This is a genomic window from Rhodovulum iodosum (assembly GCF_041020385.1).
Taxonomy (GTDB): Bacteria; Pseudomonadota; Alphaproteobacteria; order Rhodobacterales; family Rhodobacteraceae; genus Rhodovulum; species Rhodovulum iodosum.
Genome location: NZ_JBEHHI010000002.1, coordinates 517,595 through 532,778, shown reverse-complemented (window position 1 = coordinate 532,778; position 15,184 = coordinate 517,595). Strand labels below are relative to the sequence as shown.

Annotated in this window: 16 protein-coding genes; 6 read left to right on the top strand and 10 right to left on the bottom strand. The window is 67.8% G+C overall.

All coding sequences use genetic code 11. The features are described from left to right. Nucleotides 1–54 precede the first annotated feature (54 nt). The gene (locus Ga0609869_RS11715; RefSeq protein ID WP_125404114.1) at nucleotides 55–168 is read right to left on the bottom strand and encodes an entericidin, EcnA/B family; all 114 of its coding nucleotides are present in this window, start codon (nucleotides 166–168) and stop codon (nucleotides 55–57) included. Continuing rightward, nucleotides 165–1,985, bottom strand: a complete 1,821-nt coding sequence (locus Ga0609869_RS11710; protein ID WP_125404113.1) for an extracellular solute-binding protein — start codon at nucleotides 1,983–1,985, stop codon at nucleotides 165–167. Before Ga0609869_RS11710 ends, Ga0609869_RS11715 begins: the two co-directional genes overlap by 4 nt. Nucleotides 1,986–2,231: 246 nt before the next feature. On the opposite strand from Ga0609869_RS11710, the gene Ga0609869_RS11705 reads away from it, so the two are divergent. The 3 genes from Ga0609869_RS11705 (at nucleotide 2,232) to Ga0609869_RS11695 (ending at nucleotide 5,063) form a co-directional block, all read left to right on the top strand. Continuing rightward, nucleotides 2,232–3,017: a GNAT family N-acetyltransferase gene (locus Ga0609869_RS11705; protein ID WP_125404112.1), complete on the top strand. Its 786-nt coding sequence runs from the start codon at nucleotides 2,232–2,234 to the stop codon at nucleotides 3,015–3,017. 117 nt (nucleotides 3,018–3,134) lie between these two features. After that, the gene (locus Ga0609869_RS11700; protein ID WP_125404111.1) at nucleotides 3,135–3,908 is read left to right on the top strand and encodes a 3-hydroxybutyrate dehydrogenase; all 774 of its coding nucleotides are present in this window, start codon (nucleotides 3,135–3,137) and stop codon (nucleotides 3,906–3,908) included. Nucleotides 3,909–4,025: 117 nt separating this feature from the next. Further along, nucleotides 4,026–5,063: a patatin-like phospholipase family protein gene (locus tag Ga0609869_RS11695; protein WP_125404110.1), complete on the top strand. Its 1,038-nt coding sequence runs from the start codon at nucleotides 4,026–4,028 to the stop codon at nucleotides 5,061–5,063. On the opposite strand, the gene Ga0609869_RS11690 is transcribed toward Ga0609869_RS11695, so the two are convergent. The 4 genes from Ga0609869_RS11690 to Ga0609869_RS11675 form a co-directional block, all read right to left on the bottom strand. Beyond that, nucleotides 5,060–5,683 carry a LysE/ArgO family amino acid transporter gene (locus Ga0609869_RS11690; RefSeq protein WP_125404109.1) on the bottom strand — a complete coding sequence of 208 codons (624 nt, stop codon included), beginning with the start codon at nucleotides 5,681–5,683 and terminating at the stop codon, nucleotides 5,060–5,062. The genes Ga0609869_RS11695 and Ga0609869_RS11690 overlap by 4 nt on opposite strands. Nucleotides 5,684–5,690: 7 nt before the next feature. After that, a complete protein-coding gene (locus tag Ga0609869_RS11685) occupies nucleotides 5,691–6,434 on the bottom strand; it encodes a DUF502 domain-containing protein (protein ID WP_125404108.1) in 744 nt (247 codons plus the stop codon). Between the two features lie 199 nt (nucleotides 6,435–6,633). Beyond that, a complete protein-coding gene (locus tag Ga0609869_RS11680) occupies nucleotides 6,634–7,533 on the bottom strand; it encodes a pseudouridine-5'-phosphate glycosidase (protein WP_125404107.1) in 900 nt (299 codons plus the stop codon). Further along, the gene (locus tag Ga0609869_RS11675) at nucleotides 7,530–8,420 is read right to left on the bottom strand and encodes a PfkB family carbohydrate kinase (RefSeq protein WP_125404106.1); all 891 of its coding nucleotides are present in this window, start codon (nucleotides 8,418–8,420) and stop codon (nucleotides 7,530–7,532) included. The genes Ga0609869_RS11680 and Ga0609869_RS11675 overlap by 4 nt, the downstream gene beginning before the upstream one ends. Before the next feature lie 222 nt (nucleotides 8,421–8,642). On the opposite strand from Ga0609869_RS11675, the gene rpsB reads away from it, so the two are divergent. Together rpsB and tsf are read left to right on the top strand one after the other, a co-directional pair. Further along, the gene (gene rpsB / locus Ga0609869_RS11670) at nucleotides 8,643–9,425 is read left to right on the top strand and encodes a 30S ribosomal protein S2 (RefSeq protein ID WP_125404105.1); all 783 of its coding nucleotides are present in this window, start codon (nucleotides 8,643–8,645) and stop codon (nucleotides 9,423–9,425) included. A 79-nt stretch (nucleotides 9,426–9,504) separates the two neighbouring features. Further along, the gene (gene tsf, locus Ga0609869_RS11665) at nucleotides 9,505–10,380 is read left to right on the top strand and encodes a translation elongation factor Ts (protein ID WP_125404104.1); all 876 of its coding nucleotides are present in this window, start codon (nucleotides 9,505–9,507) and stop codon (nucleotides 10,378–10,380) included. Between the two features lie 333 nt (nucleotides 10,381–10,713). On the opposite strand, the gene Ga0609869_RS11660 is transcribed toward tsf, so the two are convergent. Then, nucleotides 10,714–11,478: a LuxR family transcriptional regulator gene (locus Ga0609869_RS11660; RefSeq protein WP_125404103.1), complete on the bottom strand. Its 765-nt coding sequence runs from the start codon at nucleotides 11,476–11,478 to the stop codon at nucleotides 10,714–10,716. 211 nt (nucleotides 11,479–11,689) lie between these two features. Here Ga0609869_RS11660 and Ga0609869_RS11655 point away from each other — a divergent pair, with 211 nt between their 5' ends. After that, nucleotides 11,690–12,883 carry an NAD(P)/FAD-dependent oxidoreductase gene (locus tag Ga0609869_RS11655; RefSeq protein WP_125404102.1) on the top strand — a complete coding sequence of 398 codons (1,194 nt, stop codon included), beginning with the start codon at nucleotides 11,690–11,692 and terminating at the stop codon, nucleotides 12,881–12,883. Between the two features lie 60 nt (nucleotides 12,884–12,943). Here the strand turns inward: Ga0609869_RS11655 and phoB are convergent, their stop codons facing one another. Genes phoB through pstB form a run of 3 tightly spaced genes read right to left on the bottom strand, consistent with a single transcriptional unit; the run spans nucleotide 12,944 to nucleotide 15,172 of the window. Beyond that, complete coding sequence (gene phoB, locus Ga0609869_RS11650) at nucleotides 12,944–13,636, bottom strand: phosphate regulon transcriptional regulator PhoB (RefSeq protein WP_125404101.1); 693 nt, start codon at nucleotides 13,634–13,636, stop codon at nucleotides 12,944–12,946. Continuing rightward, nucleotides 13,636–14,361: a phosphate signaling complex protein PhoU gene (gene phoU / locus Ga0609869_RS11645; RefSeq protein ID WP_438826876.1), complete on the bottom strand. Its 726-nt coding sequence runs from the start codon at nucleotides 14,359–14,361 to the stop codon at nucleotides 13,636–13,638. The genes phoB and phoU overlap by 1 nt, the downstream gene beginning before the upstream one ends. Nucleotides 14,362–14,374: 13 nt before the next feature. Continuing rightward, entirely contained in the window at nucleotides 14,375–15,172 is a 798-nt protein-coding gene (gene pstB, locus Ga0609869_RS11640) for a phosphate ABC transporter ATP-binding protein PstB (protein ID WP_125404100.1), read from the bottom strand. Nucleotides 15,173–15,184: the final 12 nt, after the last annotated feature.

Here is a 15,184-nt window from a genome sequence, read left to right as displayed (position 1 = left end):
CGCCGTGCTAGCGGCGGGCGGGGCGGGGCGCAAGATGCCGCCGCCCCGCCCGGGTCAGAACGCGCTGCGCACGGTGCGGGCGCCCGCTGAGATATCCTCGCCCACGCCCTCGACGGTGGCACAGGCCGCCAGCGCCAGAAGCGCGAAGATCAGCGCGATGCGGGTCATTTCGTGTCCTCCGTCCACCAGATGTCGGGCAGAAAGCCGATCCAGTCGCCGTAGATCGGGATCGTCTCGGGATAGTGCAGCCGCGCCGCGTGGGCCAGCCGCGAGTCCGGCGAATACCAGATCGGGATGACATAGCGGCCGGTGGTCAGCACCCGGTCCAGCGCGCGGGTGGCGGCGATGAACCCCTCGCGCGTCTCGGCCGTCAGGATCGCGTCGATCATCGCCTCGGCGGCGGCGCTGTCCATGCCCATCAGGTTGCCGGTGCCGGGCTTGGTCACGCCCTCGGCCCCCCAGTAGAGATATTGCTCGTTGCCGGGCGACAGCGTGAGGCCGCGGCGATAGAAGGTCATGTCGAATTCATAGCCGTCGGTGCGCTGGGCGTACTGCGCGCTGTCGACCGCGGTGATCTTGACGGTGATGCCCAGCCGGGTCAGCTGTTCGGCGAAGATATCGACGATTTGCTGGGTTTCGGTCGCGCCCTGCCGCAGCAGGATGTCGAAGGTAAAGGGCGCGCCGCCGGCGTCGCGCAGCGCGCCCTTGTCGTCGACCGTCCAGCCTGCCTCTTGCAGCCGGGCAAACGCCTTGCGCAGGTTCTTGCGGTTCGAGGCCCGCCCGTCCGAGGCGGGCAGGCCGTAGCCCTCCAGCGCGCCGGGCAGGAGTTGGTCGGAAAAGGGCGCCAGCAGATCGCGCACGCGCCCCTCGGCGGGCCCGTCGCGCATGCCGAGGATCGAGTTGGAGAAATACGAGGCGATGCGCGGCTCGGCGCCGCCGGTCAGCGTGGCGTTGATGAACTCGAAATTGAAGGCGTGCAGCATCGCGTCGCGCACCCGCCAATCGGCAAAGATCGGGCGGCGGGTGTTCATTACCAGCCCGCGGATACCCGAGGGGCGCTGGTGCGGGATCACCGATTTCACGATCCGCCCGTCGCGCACCGCCGGAAAGTCGTAGGCCGTTTCCCATTTCGCCGCGCTGGTCTCGCGGAAGACGTCGATCTGCCCGGCGCGGAACGCCTCGAACACCACGTCGCCGTCGCCGAAGAAATCGTAACGGATCTCGTCGAAATTGTTCTGGCCGCGGTTGAAGGGCAGATCGCGGCCCCAGTAATCGGGGTTGCGTTCCAGCGTCAGGTAGCGCCCGGCCTCGAAATCGCCCGGCATATAGGGCCCGGTGCCGATCGGCGGCTCCAGCCCCCCGGCGTCGAAATCGCGCCCTGCCCATTGCGCCTTTTGCAGCACCGGGCGCAGGCCCAGGATCAGCGGCAATTCGCGGTCGGCGGTGTTGAAGGTGAAGCGGACGGTGCGCGGTCCGGTGGCCTCGGCCCGCGCGACCTTTTTCCAGGCGCCGTGATAGCGGGGGTGGCCCTCTGTCCCGAGCGTCTCGAACGACCACAACACATCATCGACGCTTACCGGCGTTCCGTCGGAAAACCGCGCCTCGGGGCGCAGGGTGAACGCCACCCAATCCCGGTCGGGCCCGGTCTCGACCGATTCGGCCAGCAACCCGTAAAGGGTGAAGGGCTCGTCCCAGGATCGGCCCATCAGGCTTTCGTAGATCTGGCCCCGCATCCCCCAGGGCGCGGTGCCCTTGAGCACGAATGGGTTGAGGCTGTCGAACCCGCCGGCCTCGCCAAAGACGATGCGCCCGCCCTTGGGCGCGTCGGGGTTGATGTAGGGCAGCGACACAAAATCGGGTGGCAGGGCAGGGTCACCGTACATAGCTATGCCATGGGCGGGCTCGGCCTGCGCGCCCGGTGCGCCCGCAAGCAACGCGGCGGCCAGGGTGACGCTGCGGAAAAAGTCGAAAATCACTGGGCGCATTTCGGCAACAATCCTGTCCGGCCTTGCATTTGCTGGCGCGGACACTATGCCCGTGTTCCAAGGTTTTCAAACTTTTAGCTTTAACCCGGGCGCAGGATTGCGTATAAGAGAGTCACTGCTCGATAGGTTTCTTGCCTGTATGAAACCTGCCTCAATAACTTAACGCCCGCCTTGTGCGGGCGTTTTTTTTGCCTCGTTGCCGCGCCCGGCCATGCTACGCTAGATCTGCGCGGACGAGGGCACGCCATGCACGACGACGGCTATGTAGGCAGCGCGGCCCAGGTCGCGTTGCAGAGCAAATGCGTTGCGCTTCACGACGAGATCATGGACACGCCCGGCGCCGTCCAGGGTGGCCGGCTGCTGACCAGCGACGACCCCGCGTGCCTGGGCTGGGACCGCATCGCGGCGATTCTGGCCGAGGACGGGTTCTTCGGCTGCCGCCTCGTCCCACGGGCCGATCTCGACACGGTCCGGTCACGGTTCGCGGCGCTGAACGCAGCCTTCGATTGCTGGGATGTCTTCGCTGCCACGCCGGCCGACATCGCGGCGCGGCCGGTCGCGGCGCCGCCCGACGGCCTGCGCCTGGTGACCGGCGCCGAGGCCGGCCGGCGCGACCGCCTGGGGGCGGTGCAGGCGTTCATGGCCGGCCAGGGGGTCGTGCCGCTGCCGGCGCCGTTCCTCGACGGCATGCTCGGCCCCTGCGCGCTGGCGGTGCTGACCGACGCTTCGGGGCGTATCCTGTCGACCGCCTACGCGCATTTCCCCCATAACCGCCACTCGCCCTTTCACCGATGGGCCTGGACGGGCCTCGCCGCGACGGCGCCCGAGGCGCGCGGGCAGGGGCTGGCGGGCATCGCCTATGGCACCGTGCTGCACGAGATTACCGGGCGCCACAATGCCGGGCAGGTCTATGCCATGGCGCGTGCGGAAAACGAAAGCTCGGTGCGGATGCTGCAAAAACTGGGGCTGACGCAAATGCCCGACAGGGTCAGCGGGATGGCCCGGACCGGGGATGCGCGGCTGACCAGGTGACCGGGGCCGACGCGCCGCCGCAAGGTCACGGTTTTGTGCCGCGCCGCGGCATGGCATGGTTTTTACGTTGAGCGCCGATATGTTGGGCGCAGATTCCCTATGCCAAGGAGGCGCAACATGACACTCTCGGGAAAAACCGCCGTCATCACCGGGTCGAATTCAGGGATCGGGCTGGGCGTGGCCCACGAACTGGCCCGCGCCGGGGCCGACGTGGTGCTGAATTCGTTCACCGACACCGACGAGGACCACAAGCTGGCCGAAGATCTTGGCCGCGAGCACGGCGTCACCGCGCGCTATATCAAGGCCGACATGTCCAAGCCCGACGCGTGCCGCGCGCTGGTCGAAAAGGCCGGGGCCTGCGATATCCTGGTCAACAACGCGGGCATCCAGCATATCGCACCCATCGACGAGTTCCCGCTGGAGAAATGGGACGCGATCATCGCGATCAACCTGTCCTCGGCGTTTCACACCACCGCCGCGGCGCTGCCGCTCATGCGCAAGGCGGGCTGGGGCCGGATCGTCAACATCGCCTCGGCCCACGGGCTGACGGCCTCGCCCTACAAGGCGGCCTACGTGGCGGCCAAGCACGGCATCGTCGGCCTGACCAAGGTGACCGCACTGGAAACCGCGCGCGAGCCGATCACCGCCAACGCGATCTGCCCGGGCTACGTGCTGACCCCGCTGGTCGAGGCGCAGATCCCCGACACGATGGAGAAATACGGCATGGACCGCGACGAGGTGATCGAGAAGGTCATGCTGGAGCGCCAGCCGTCGAAGGAGTTCGCCACGGTCGAGCAGATGGGCGGCACGGCGGTGTTCCTGTGTTCGGACGCCGCGGCGCAGATCACCGGCACCACGATCAGCGTCGACGGCGGCTGGACGGCGCTCTGAGGCGGCGGACGGGGCAGCTGACGGGGGTGCAGACGGGAGGGGGGCCAGCCCCCCGTCCCGGACCTTGTCCGGGACTCCCCCCGGGATATTTACAGCCAGAAGAAGCAGGGGGCCGGCATGGCTGTTAGGCGGATCAATCTGGCCCTTCAGGGCGGCGGCGCGCATGGCGCCTTTACCTGGGGCGTTCTCGACCGGCTGCTGGAGGAGCCGGGGCTGGAGATCGCCGGTATCTCGGGCACCTCGGCTGGCGCGCTGAACGGGGCCGCGCTGAAGGCGGGGCTGCTGGCCGGCGGGGCCGAGGGGGCGCGCGCCAATCTCGACTGGCTGTGGCAGCAGGTGGGCGCGGTGGGCGACATGCGCCTGACGACCTGGATGGCGGCCTTTACGCCCGGGGCCGGCGCCATGGCGCGCGCGCTGGAATACAACATGCCGTTTTCGCTGAGCGACGCGGCAAGCCGGGTCGTCAGCCCCTATGCCTACGGCCCGTTCTACCGCAACCCGCTGGAGCGGATCGTGGCGCGGTTCGATTACGACCGGGTTTGTCACCACTCGGCGCCGGCCTTTTTCGTCAGCGCCACCAACGTGCGCACCGGCAAGGTGAAGGTGTTCGAGGGCGACGCGATCTCGACCGGGGCGATCCTGGCCTCGGCCTGTCTGCCGACGCTGTTCCAGGCCGTCGAGGTGAGCGACCCCGACACCGGGGCGACCGAGGCCTACTGGGACGGCGGCTATACCGGCAACCCGGCGCTGTTCCCGCTGTTCGCGCCGGAGTTGCCCGAGGACATCGTGGTGGTCAGCATCAACCCGCTGGTGCGCGCCGAGGTGCCTGTCACGCCGCAGGAGATCCACAACCGGATCAACGAGATCAGTTTCAACGCCTCGCTGCTGCGCGAGTTGCGGTCGATCGCCATGGTCCGCGACCTGATCGACGATGGGCGGCTGGAGCGCGGCACGATGAAGGACGTGAAGCTTCACATGATCGCCGATGACGGGCTGATGACGCAGCTCGGCGTGGCCAGCAAGATGGTACCGAGCCCGGTGCTTCTGGCCGAGCTGAAATCGGCGGGGCGCGCCGCGGCGGGGCGGTTCCTGCACGAGGCGGGGCCGGCGCTGGGGCACGAAGGCACGGTCGATCTGCACGGTGTGTGCGACTAGCCCGCGGGCGCCGCGGGGCCGAGGATCAGCCCGGCGGCCAGCGCCCACATCACGGCGCCGATGCCGAGGTCGAGCAGCCGCCAGGCCCGCGCGCTTTGCATCGTGGGCGCCAGCAGACGCGCGCCGTAGCCCAGCGAAAAGAAGAAGACGAAGGAGGCGGCGGCGGCGCCCGCGCCGAAGGCCAGCTTTTGCCCGAGGGCGGGGTATTGCGTCGAGACCGCGCCGATCAGCCCCAGCGTGTCGAGATAGACATGCGGGTTGAGCCAGGTCAGCGCCGCGGCCGTGGCCAGGGTGGCCGTCCGCGTGCCGGCGCGCCCCTGCGCCGTCAGCGCGTGCCCGCCACGCCAGGCGGCGCGGAACCGCGCGGCGCCGTAGACCAGCAGAAACGCCGCGCCGGCCAGCGCCATGGCCCTGGGAAACCCCGGGACAAGCGCGACCAGCGTGCCGAAGCCGGCCACGCCGACGGCAATCAGCACCGCATCCGACAGCGCGCAGAACAGGCAAAGCGCGAAAACATGGCTCCGTGCCAGCCCCTGGCGCAGCACGAACGCGTTCTGCGCGCCGATGGCCAGGATCAGCGACAAGGCGGTCAGAAATCCGGTCAGGGCCGCCCCGGCCATGGGGGCGTCAGTTTTCCAGCGTGATGGGGGCAGTTCCGCCGCCGGCCACCACCTTGGGCGGCTCGGGTCTGAGCCGGTCCTCGGGCGAGACCAGCCCCGCCGAGATCACCAGCTTGGCGGCCTCTTCCACCGTCATGTCGAGGACGATCACGTCCTGGCTGGGCACGAACAGCAGAAAGCCCGAGGTCGGGTTGGGCGTGGTGGGCAGGAACACGCTGATCATCTGGTCGTCAACGGGGATGCGCCGGTTGACCTCGCCCTTGGCGCGGGTCGAGATGAAGGCCACGGCCCACAGTCCCTTGCGCGGGTATTCCACCAGGCAGGCCTGGTCGAAGCTGGTCTCGGACTGGGCGAAGACGGTCTCGGCGATCTGCTTGAGGCCGTTATAGACCGAGCGGACCACCGGCATGCGGTCGACCACCCGTTCGCCCCAGTTGATCAGCGACCGGCCGATCAGACCCTTGGCCAGCCAGCCGACGATCAGCGTGAAGATCAGGAAGACGATGACGCCGACACCGCGCACGTCGATGCCGATATATTGCTGCGGGTGATACTTGGCGGGGATGAACGGCAGCACGAAACCGTCGATCCAGCCGGTGACCGTCCAGATCAGCCAGACGGTCAGGCCGATGGGGGCGATCACGACCAGCCCGGTCAGGAAGCTGGTGCGCAGGCGGGCGAAGAGGCCCGGCCCGCGGCGCGCGCCATCGGCGTCGGGTGAGATGTAGTCGTGGTCTTTCTTTTCGAACATGCGATCCGGCCTGCGGTGAACAGCGTCAACCTAGGGTCTCGCCCGCGCCACTACAATAAGCGCATCGCGGCTTGGGCGCGCTGAGGGCGGGCTTTGCCGCGACGCGCGGCCGCATTTCGCGGCCCGTGCCTGTCTTTTCAGCAATGCGCCGACCGGGGGCGATGCCGGGCGGGCGTGGCCGGCCGCTGCGGCCGTCCGGCTAGGCCAGTGCCTGCGCAATCGCGGCGGCGAGCCGGGCGTTGTTCAGCACCAGGGCGATATTGGCCTCCAGCGACCGGCCCTCGGTGATCTGGTGGAGACGCGCCAGCAGGGCGGGCGTGACGGCCTTGGCGCTGGCCCCGGCGGTATCGGCCAGCGCGGCCTCGATCTGCGGCACGATCCGGTCGCGGGGGATCTCGGCCTCGGGCGGGATCGGGTTGGCGACAAGCTGGCCGCCGGCCAGCCCGAGCCGCGCCCGCATCCGGTGCGCCGCGGCGATCTCGGCGGGGCTGTCCATGCGCAGCGGCGCGGCAAGGCCCGAGTCGCGCGACCAGAAGGCGGGCAGGGTGTCGGTGCGATAGCCGATGACCGGGACGCCGAGGGTTTCCAGCACTTCCAGCGTTTTCGGCAGATCGAGGATGGCCTTGGCCCCGGCGGACACGACGGTGACGGGGGTGCGGGCCAGTTCGTGCAGGTCGGCGGAGATGTCAAAGCTGGCCTCGGCGCCGCGGTGCACCCCGCCGATGCCGCCCGTGGCGAACACCGCGATGCCCGCCAGATGGGCGCAGATCATCGTGGCGGCCACGGTGGTGGCGCCGGTGCCGCCCCGCGCAAGGCACACGGCCAGATCGGCGCGGCTGAGCTTGGCCACGCCCTCGGCGCCGGCCAGCGCCGCCAGCCGCTCGGGGTCGAGCCCGACATGGATGGCGCCCGCCATCACCGCGACCGTTGCGGGCACCGCACCGGCCGCGCGCACCGCCTGTTCCACGGCCGTGGCGGTTTCGAGGTTTTGCGGCCAGGGCATCCCGTGGGTGATGATCGTGCTTTCCAGCGCGACCAGCGGTTTGCCGTCGCGCCGCGCGGCGGCGACCTCTGGCGAGAAACTGAGGGGCAGGGTCATGGCGTTGTTCCGGTGATGTGGTCTGCGGCGGCGGCGAGGGCGGCGGCGAGCGCGGATTGCGGCGTAGCCCCGGCCAGCGCGGCGGCGATATGGGCGGCGACCAGCGCATCGCCGGCCCCGGTGACCCGGCCCGCGCGCACGCGGTGGGGCCGGGCGGTCAGGATCGTGCCGCCCGCCAGCGCCGCCGCCGGGCCGGCGCCGTCGGTGACCAGCACCCGTGCCGCGCCCGCGGCGGCAAGCGCGCCGGCAGCAGCGGCGGCATCCGGCAGCGGCATGGCCAAGAGCGCCGCGGCCTCGGCACGGTTGAGATAGAGCGTGGCGTGCGCGCAGGCGAGGAACGGCGCGAGACGGCCGGCCTTGGCGGGGCTGGCCGCCACGACCCTGAGATCGGCCCGCGCCAGCGCAGGCTCGCGGGCCAGGCGCGCCAGCAGCGCCGCGTCGAGATTGCCGTCGATCACGAGCGGGCCGGGATAGGGGGCCTCGGCCGAGCCGAGCGGCCCCGCGGTCAGCGGCGCGATCACCGCCGCCCCGGCCGCCAGCAAGGCGCCGGTGTCGGCGATCGCGGCGACCAGCCCCTGCGGCCCCTCGATCGCCAGGTAGCGCCCGGTGGGCTGGCCGGGCTGGTGCAGGACGTGGCGGGTATCGAGCCCCATCGCGCGGCAGGCGGCGAGCAGCGCGGCGCCCTCGGGATCGTCGCCCACCGCCGAGAGCAGCGCCGGGCGCCGCCCGGCCCGTGCCAGCCCGCGGGCGATGTTGAGCGCCACGCCGCCCGGCTGGCACGAGACCCGGCCCGCGACATCGGCGCCCACGGGCAGCGAAGCCGCCGAATGGCCGACCGTGTCCCAGCCGAGCGCACCGAGGCAGAGGGTGTCGGGGCATGTGGTCATCGCCCCCTGATCGCCCGGCGGCGCGGCGCTGGCAAGCGGGGGATTTGGGTATTTTCGCCAAGAAGAAGGGCAGGGGGTTGCAAAGCGGCACAAAGCGGTTTAGACGCGCGTCCACTTCACAGGCGGGGTCGGGCCTGCGGGGGAGACATCCCCGTCAGGTCCACCGGTTGGGCGATTTGCCCTGAAGCCCCGCCGAGGCACAAACCGGAAAGGAAAAGGCACATGGCGCTTCCCGAGTTCTCGATGCGTCAGCTTCTCGAAGCTGGCGTGCATTTCGGTCACCAGACCCAGCGGTGGAATCCCCGCATGGGCCAGTATATCTATGGCGACCGCAACGGCATTCACATTCTCGATCTGACGCAGACGGTGCCGATGCTGGACGCCGCGCTCAACGTCATCCGCGAAACGGTGGCCAAGAACGGGCGCATCTTGTTCGTGGGGACCAAGCGGCAGGCCCAGCGGCCGGTCGCCGACGCGGCCGAGAAATGCGCGCAATACTACATGAACCACCGCTGGCTGGGCGGCACGCTGACCAACTGGAAAACCGTCAGCCAGTCGATCCAGCGGCTGAAGGCCATCGACGAGCAGATGGAGACCGGCGCCGAGGGGCTGACCAAGAAGGAACGCCTCGGCATGGAGCGCGAGCAGGCCAAGCTGCAAGCCAGCCTGGGCGGCATCCGCGAGATGGGCGGCCTGCCGGACCTGCTGTTCGTGATCGACGTGAACAAGGAAGACCTGGCCATCGCCGAAGCGCGCAAGCTGGGCATTCCCGTGGTTGCCGTGGTCGATACCAACTGCTCGCCCGACGGCGTGGATTACGTCATTCCGGGCAATGACGACGCGGCCCGCGCGATCGCGCTTTACTGCGATCTGGTCAGCCGCGCCGCGCTGGACGGGATGAGCGCGCAGATGGATGCCGCCGGCGTCGATGTCGGTGCCCTGGAAGAGGCGCCGGGCGAAGAGGTTTTGGCCGAGACCGCCGCGGACACCCCGGCCGGGGCCTGAATCGGCTGTCACGGAATCGATACCGGGCGCGGGTAAGGCCGCGCCCGATGGCCGCAACGACAATCGAGGAGAGCCGAGCATGGCAATCACCGCGAAACTGGTGAAGGAACTGCGCGACAAGACCGGCGCAGGCATGATGGACGCGAAGAAGGCGCTGACCGAGAACGACGGCGACATGGACGCCGCGGTGGACTGGCTGCGCACCAAGGGGCTGGCCAAGGCCGCCAAGAAATCCGGCCGTACCGCCGCCGAGGGGCTGGTGGCCGTGGCCATCGAGGGCGGCAAGGGCGTCGCCGTCGAGGTGAACTCGGAAACCGATTTCGTTGCCAAGAACGCCGAGTTCCAGGAAATGGTGGCGGCGATCGCCAAGACCGCGATGGCCGCCGAGGATATCGAGGCGCTGAAAGCGGCCGATCTGGGCGGCAAGACCGTGGCCGACACGATCACCGACAAGATCGCCACCATCGGCGAGAACATGACGCTGCGCCGCATTGCCAGGATCGAGGGCGACACGGTCGTGTCCTACATCCACAACCCCGCCGGCGAGGGCATGGGCAAGATCGGCGTGCTGGTCGCGCTGAAAGGCGGCGACGCGGGCTTTGGCCGCCAGGTCGCGATGCATGTGGCCGCCGCCAACCCCGCCTCGCTGGGCGCGGCCGATCTCGACCCCTCGGTGGTCGACAAAGAGCGCCAGGTGCAGATCGACATCGCCCGCGAAAGCGGCAAGCCCGAGCAGGTCATCGAAAAGATGATCGAGGGCCGGATGAAGAAGTTCCTCTCGGAGGTGACGCTGCTGGGCCAGGCCTTCGTGGTGAACCCCGACCTGACGGTCGAGGCCGCGGCCAAGGAAGCCGGCGCCGAGATCACCGGGTTCGTGCGCCTCGAAGTGGGCGAGGGGATCGAGAAGGAAGAAGAAGACTTTGCCGCCGAGGTCGCCAAGGCCGCCCAGGGCTGAGGCGCAGGCCGGGAAATGAAAAACGGTGCAGCTGGGCAAGCTGCACCGTTTCGTCCTTGCGCCATGCCGCACCTATTGGGGATGAGGACGGTGCATGGCGAAGGTGTCGGACTGAACGGCAGACTATGCGCCGCCAGCCCGACTCCCGCATAGGCGGGTGGATCGCCTTGGACATGAAAATCGCATGTCCGCAACTACCCAAGTCCCATGGCCTTAGGCCACCACTCACGGAACACCGCCAACTTGCCACTTAACGCTGCGGCAAGAAAGTCATGGATTCCCTACCCGAATTTGGAAAAAGACTGTTTCTCAAATGAATAGAAAGACAAACAGTCAGGCTTCCACAAGGAAAATCTGGTTCTGAAACGAGGCCTTGAGCACCGCCTGGGCGGTGGTGTCGACATCGAGCGCCTTGCGCGCGAGGCGCAGGTGCTTTTCCACCGTGGCGGGAGTGAGCCCCATGATCGTCGCGATGTCCTGGGTGGTTTTGCCGTCGCCGACCCATTGCAGCACCTCGCGCTGGCGCTGGGTCAGCGACCGGCCCCGCGCAGCATAGGGCAGGTTGACCAGCTTGAGATGCATCACGTTGTTCATGATCTCCAGCCGTCGGCCGTGTGCCTGCCAGATCTCATCGACATCCTGCTGGCTGAGGCCGCGGCGGCCGGTCAGGCCGATGGCGCCCTTGGCCCGGCTCGATGTCTCGGGAAAGCTGATCGTGTAGCCCGCGGTGACGCCCATCGCGCGATTGAGCGCCAGGACATCGCGTTCGCCCTCGCATAATTCGCCCCGCCCGGCGCGCTCGGCCACCAGGCCCCAGCTGCAGGCGCCGACATGCGTGTTGGCCCAGGCCACCATTGGGGCGTTGAAATAGGATCTCTGGTCGATATAGGCGCGTACGTATTCCGGGCTGTGGTTGCTGAGGATCAGGGAATCCTCGGGCTCTCCCAGCGAACTGGCGGTTCGAAAGCGTGTATAGCCGTAAAGCAGCCGGTCGAACCCGAACCCGGCCATCGCCGCGGTGTGCAAGGCCCAGACCCGTTCGACCGAGCGCGCATCGATCAGGTCGGCCAGGTAGTCTTCCAGAGAGGTGCGGGCCATCAGGGCTGCGCCTTCCCCGGCGGCTTTGGCAGGGCGCGGCTGGTTCGCCTTACGGATGCGGCGATCGGAAACAGGAACATCGGTACAATCCTTTCGCCAAGTGTTTTAGACCGATAGCGTAGGGTCTGTCGAGTTCACCCATAACCGGACCGTCGGCGCGGCGTTCTCGGCGTGGGCGAGTCATTGGACAGGATCTGACGAAGGGAGCGGCATGGCTGACACCCACGATCATGTCGATGTCGCGGTCATCGGCGGCGCGGTGATGGGCAGCGCGGCGGCATTCTGGCTGAGCCGGTTGAGCGAGGGCCGGCTGCGGGTACGGGTGATCGAGGCCGACCCCGGTTACCGCGAGGCCTCGACGGCGCTTTCGGTGGCCTCGATCCGGCAGCAATTCAGCACCGAGATCAACATCAAGATATCTCGCTTCGGCATTGCTTTCATACGAGATATCGCGCGTGAAACCGGCCCGGAGCCGGCCGTGAAAGAGCTTGGCCTGATCGAGAACGGCTATCTCTTCCTCGCCGGGTCGGAGGCCCGCGCGGAGGCCATGCGCGCCGCCGTTTCGTTGCAGCGGGCCGAAGGGGCAGGGACCGAGATATTGCAGCCCGAGGCCCTGGCCGCGCGGTTTCCGCACCTTGCGCTGGACGATGTGGTGATGGGCAGCTTCGGGCCGCGCGACGAGGGCTGGTTCGACAATATGGGGCTGGTGCAGGCGCTCAAATCCGCGGCGCGGCAACGCGGCGTGAGCTATGTGCAGGATCGCGTCACCGGGTTGCGGCGCAGTGGCGACCGGGTGACGGGGCTGCGCCTGGCCTCGGGAACAGAGATCTCGGCGGGTGCGGTGATCAACGCCGCGGGCACGCGGGGTGCGGATATTTTGCGCATGTTGGGCGAGGACATGCCGGTAGAGCCCCGCAAAAGAACGGTTTTCCTGATTGACGCGCCGAATTTAACGGCCCCGCAAGCGCCGCTGATGGTGGACCATACAGGGTTTTACCTGCGCCCCGAGGGCCGCTATTGGCTCTGCGCCACGGTGCCAGAGGCGGACGGCCCGGTCGCGGCGGACGATTTCGACCCGGACCACGCGCTTTTCGAAGACCAGCTTTGGCCGCGGCTCTATGCGCGCGTGCCGGCATGCGATGCGGTAAAGGTGATCCGTTGCTGGGCCGGGCACTATGCCTTTAACACGTTCGACCAGAACGCGCTGGTCGGGCGCTGGCCGGGGCTGGAAAATTTCTACGTGATGAACGGGTTTTCCGGCCACGGGCTGCAGCAGGCGCCGGCGGTCGGGCGCGGCATTGCGGAATTGATCCTGCATGGCGGCTATCGCGCACTGGATCTGTCGCCGTTGTCGCCCGAGCGGCTGAGCACGGGGCGACCGCTGCGCGAGGCCGAAATCGTCTAAATCACCGTAAAAAGGCCCGTTTAGCCGGAACCGTTATTTACATAATACTTATTATCGGACTTAACCCAGGGCGTAGCCCGCCCCCCGCACCGTGCGCACCGGGTCGGCCCCGCCATGCTGGCACAGCGCCTTGCGCAGCCGTCCGATATGCACGTCGACCGTGCGGGTGTCGACGTAGATGTCGCGGCCCCACACCCGGTCGAGCAATTGCTCGCGGCTCCACACCCGGCCGGGCTTTTCCATGAAGGTCGACAACAGCCGGAACTCGGTCGGCCCCAGCTTCAACAGCTTGTCGCCGCGGAACACCTTGTGGGTTTCGGCGTCGAGGGTGATGTCCTCGAATTCCAGCCGCTCGCCCACCGCGGCGGGCCGCGTGCGGCGCAACTGGGCGCGGACGCGGGCCATCAGCTCGACCACCGAATACGGCTTGATCACGTAATCGTCGGCGCCGGTCTCCAGCCCCCGCACCCGGTCGACCTCTTCGGCGCGGGCCGACAACATGATGATCGGCACGCCACGGGTGTCGGACCGGGTTTTCAGCCGGCGGCAGACCTCGATGCCGGACACCGAGGGCAGCATCCAGTCCAGCACGATGATGTCGGGCGCGCCCTCGTCGACCAGCAGCAACGCCTCCTCGCCGTTCTCGGCCTTGGAGACGGCAAAGCCCTCGGCCTCGAGATTGTAGGCCAGCACCTCGCGTTGCGCCGGTTCGTCCTCGACGATCAGAACGGTGGGTTGCTCGGCCGCTGCCATCATTTCGCTCCGGTCGTTTCGTAGACCGTGGTGTCGGATTTCGGCCGCGCGTCCTCGGGGATGCTGCCGGTGACGAAATAGATCACCTGTTCGGAGATCGACGTGGCGTGGTCGCCCATGCGCTCGATGTTCTTGGCGATGAAATGCAGATGCATGCAGGCGGTGATGTTGCGCGGGTCCTCCATCATGAAGGTCAGGAACTCGCGGAACAGCGCGTTGTACATCTGGTCGACCTCGTGGTCGCGCTGGCGCACGTCGAGGGCCAGCTCCGGGTCGCGCTGAATATAGGCGTCGAGCGCGTCCTTCAGCATGCCTTCCACGGTCTTGGCCATCCGCCGGATCGCGCCCGAGGCACCCTCAATGGGCGTCATCTGCACCAGCACCGAGGTGCGCTTGGCCATGTTCTTGGCATAGTCGCCGATCCGTTCCAGGTTGGCGGCGATCTTCATCACGCTCAGCACCACGCGCAGGTCGCTGGCCGAAGGCTGGCGCAGCGCCAGCAGGCGCGCGGCCTCCTGGTTGATCTGCTCTTCCAGCGCGTCGATGGCCGCGTCGTTCTTGCGCACCCGCTCGGCCAGTTCCTCGTCGCGCATCTCCAGCGAATTGGCGGCCTCCAGGATCGCGGCCTCGACCAGCCCGCCCATCTTCATGATGCTGGCCTGGATGCCCTCTAGGTCGCGGTCGTAAGACTTGACGATATGCGGTGACTGCATCGAGTCGGTCATGGAAAATCCCTTCTCAGCCGATTCGGCCGGTGATGTAGCTTTCGGTCCGCTGATCCTGCGGGTTGGTAAAAATCTGGCCCGTGTCGCCATATTCGACCAGGTTGCCGAGGTGGAAGAACGCGGTTTTCTGGCTGACCCGCGCGGCCTGCTGCATCGAGTGGGTCACGATCACCACCGAATACTGTCCGCGCAGTTCGTCGATCAGCTCTTCCACCTGGGCGGTAGCGATCGGGTCGAGCGCCGAGCACGGCTCGTCCATCAACAGCACTTCCGGTTCGGTCGCCACGGCGCGGGCGATGCAGAGGCGCTGTTGCTGACCGCCCGAAAGGCCCGTGCCCGGCGCCAGCAGCCGGTCTTTCACCTCGTCCCAGATCGCGGCACGGCGCAGCGCACTCTCCACGATATCGTCGAGATCGGATTTCGACTTGGCCAGGCCATGAATGCGGGGGCCGTAGGCGATGTTGTCGTAGATCGACTTGGGGAACGGGTTGGGCTTCTGGAAGACCATGCCGACCTTGGCGCGCAGTTGCACCGGGTCGACCTTGGGGTCGTAGATGTCCTCGCCGTCGATCTTGATGTCGCCTTCCACCCGGCAGACGTCGATCGTGTCGTTCATACGGTTGAGGCAGCGCAGGAACGTGGACTTGCCGCAGCCCGACGGTCCGATAAAGGCGGTTACGGTCGTGTCCTCGATGTCGATGTCCACGTCCTTGATGGCGTGGGTGTCGCCGTAATAAACCTGACAGCCATGTGCGGAAATCTTGATGTCCGTGGTCGCCACGTCGTTCTCCACTTTCGGTGTGTCGTACATATTTGCGTCCTT

Excerpts from the sequence above, each read along its gene's own strand:
- Ga0609869_RS11715 (WP_125404114.1), bottom strand. The coding sequence starts at position 168 with ATGACCCGCATCGCGCTGATCTTCGCGCTTCTGGCGCTGGCGGCCTGT.
- Ga0609869_RS11710 (WP_125404113.1), bottom strand. The coding sequence starts at position 1,985 with ATGCGCCCAGTGATTTTCGACTTTTTCCGCAGCGTCACCCTGGCCGCC.
- Ga0609869_RS11705 (WP_125404112.1), top strand. The coding sequence starts at position 2,232 with ATGCACGACGACGGCTATGTAGGCAGCGCGGCCCAGGTCGCGTTGCAG.
- Ga0609869_RS11700 (WP_125404111.1), top strand. The coding sequence starts at position 3,135 with ATGACACTCTCGGGAAAAACCGCCGTCATCACCGGGTCGAATTCAGGG.
- Ga0609869_RS11695 (WP_125404110.1), top strand. The coding sequence starts at position 4,026 with ATGGCTGTTAGGCGGATCAATCTGGCCCTTCAGGGCGGCGGCGCGCAT.
- Ga0609869_RS11690 (WP_125404109.1), bottom strand. The coding sequence starts at position 5,683 with ATGGCCGGGGCGGCCCTGACCGGATTTCTGACCGCCTTGTCGCTGATC.
- Ga0609869_RS11685 (WP_125404108.1), bottom strand. The coding sequence starts at position 6,434 with ATGTTCGAAAAGAAAGACCACGACTACATCTCACCCGACGCCGATGGC.
- Ga0609869_RS11680 (WP_125404107.1), bottom strand. The coding sequence starts at position 7,533 with ATGACCCTGCCCCTCAGTTTCTCGCCAGAGGTCGCCGCCGCGCGGCGC.
- Ga0609869_RS11675 (WP_125404106.1), bottom strand. The coding sequence starts at position 8,420 with ATGACCACATGCCCCGACACCCTCTGCCTCGGTGCGCTCGGCTGGGAC.
- rpsB (WP_125404105.1), top strand. The coding sequence starts at position 8,643 with ATGGCGCTTCCCGAGTTCTCGATGCGTCAGCTTCTCGAAGCTGGCGTG.
- tsf (WP_125404104.1), top strand. The coding sequence starts at position 9,505 with ATGGCAATCACCGCGAAACTGGTGAAGGAACTGCGCGACAAGACCGGC.
- Ga0609869_RS11660 (WP_125404103.1), bottom strand. The coding sequence starts at position 11,478 with ATGGCCCGCACCTCTCTGGAAGACTACCTGGCCGACCTGATCGATGCG.
- Ga0609869_RS11655 (WP_125404102.1), top strand. The coding sequence starts at position 11,690 with ATGGCTGACACCCACGATCATGTCGATGTCGCGGTCATCGGCGGCGCG.
- phoB (WP_125404101.1), bottom strand. The coding sequence starts at position 13,636 with ATGGCAGCGGCCGAGCAACCCACCGTTCTGATCGTCGAGGACGAACCG.
- phoU (WP_438826876.1), bottom strand. The coding sequence starts at position 14,361 with ATGACCGACTCGATGCAGTCACCGCATATCGTCAAGTCTTACGACCGC.
- pstB (WP_125404100.1), bottom strand. The coding sequence starts at position 15,172 with ATGTACGACACACCGAAAGTGGAGAACGACGTGGCGACCACGGACATC.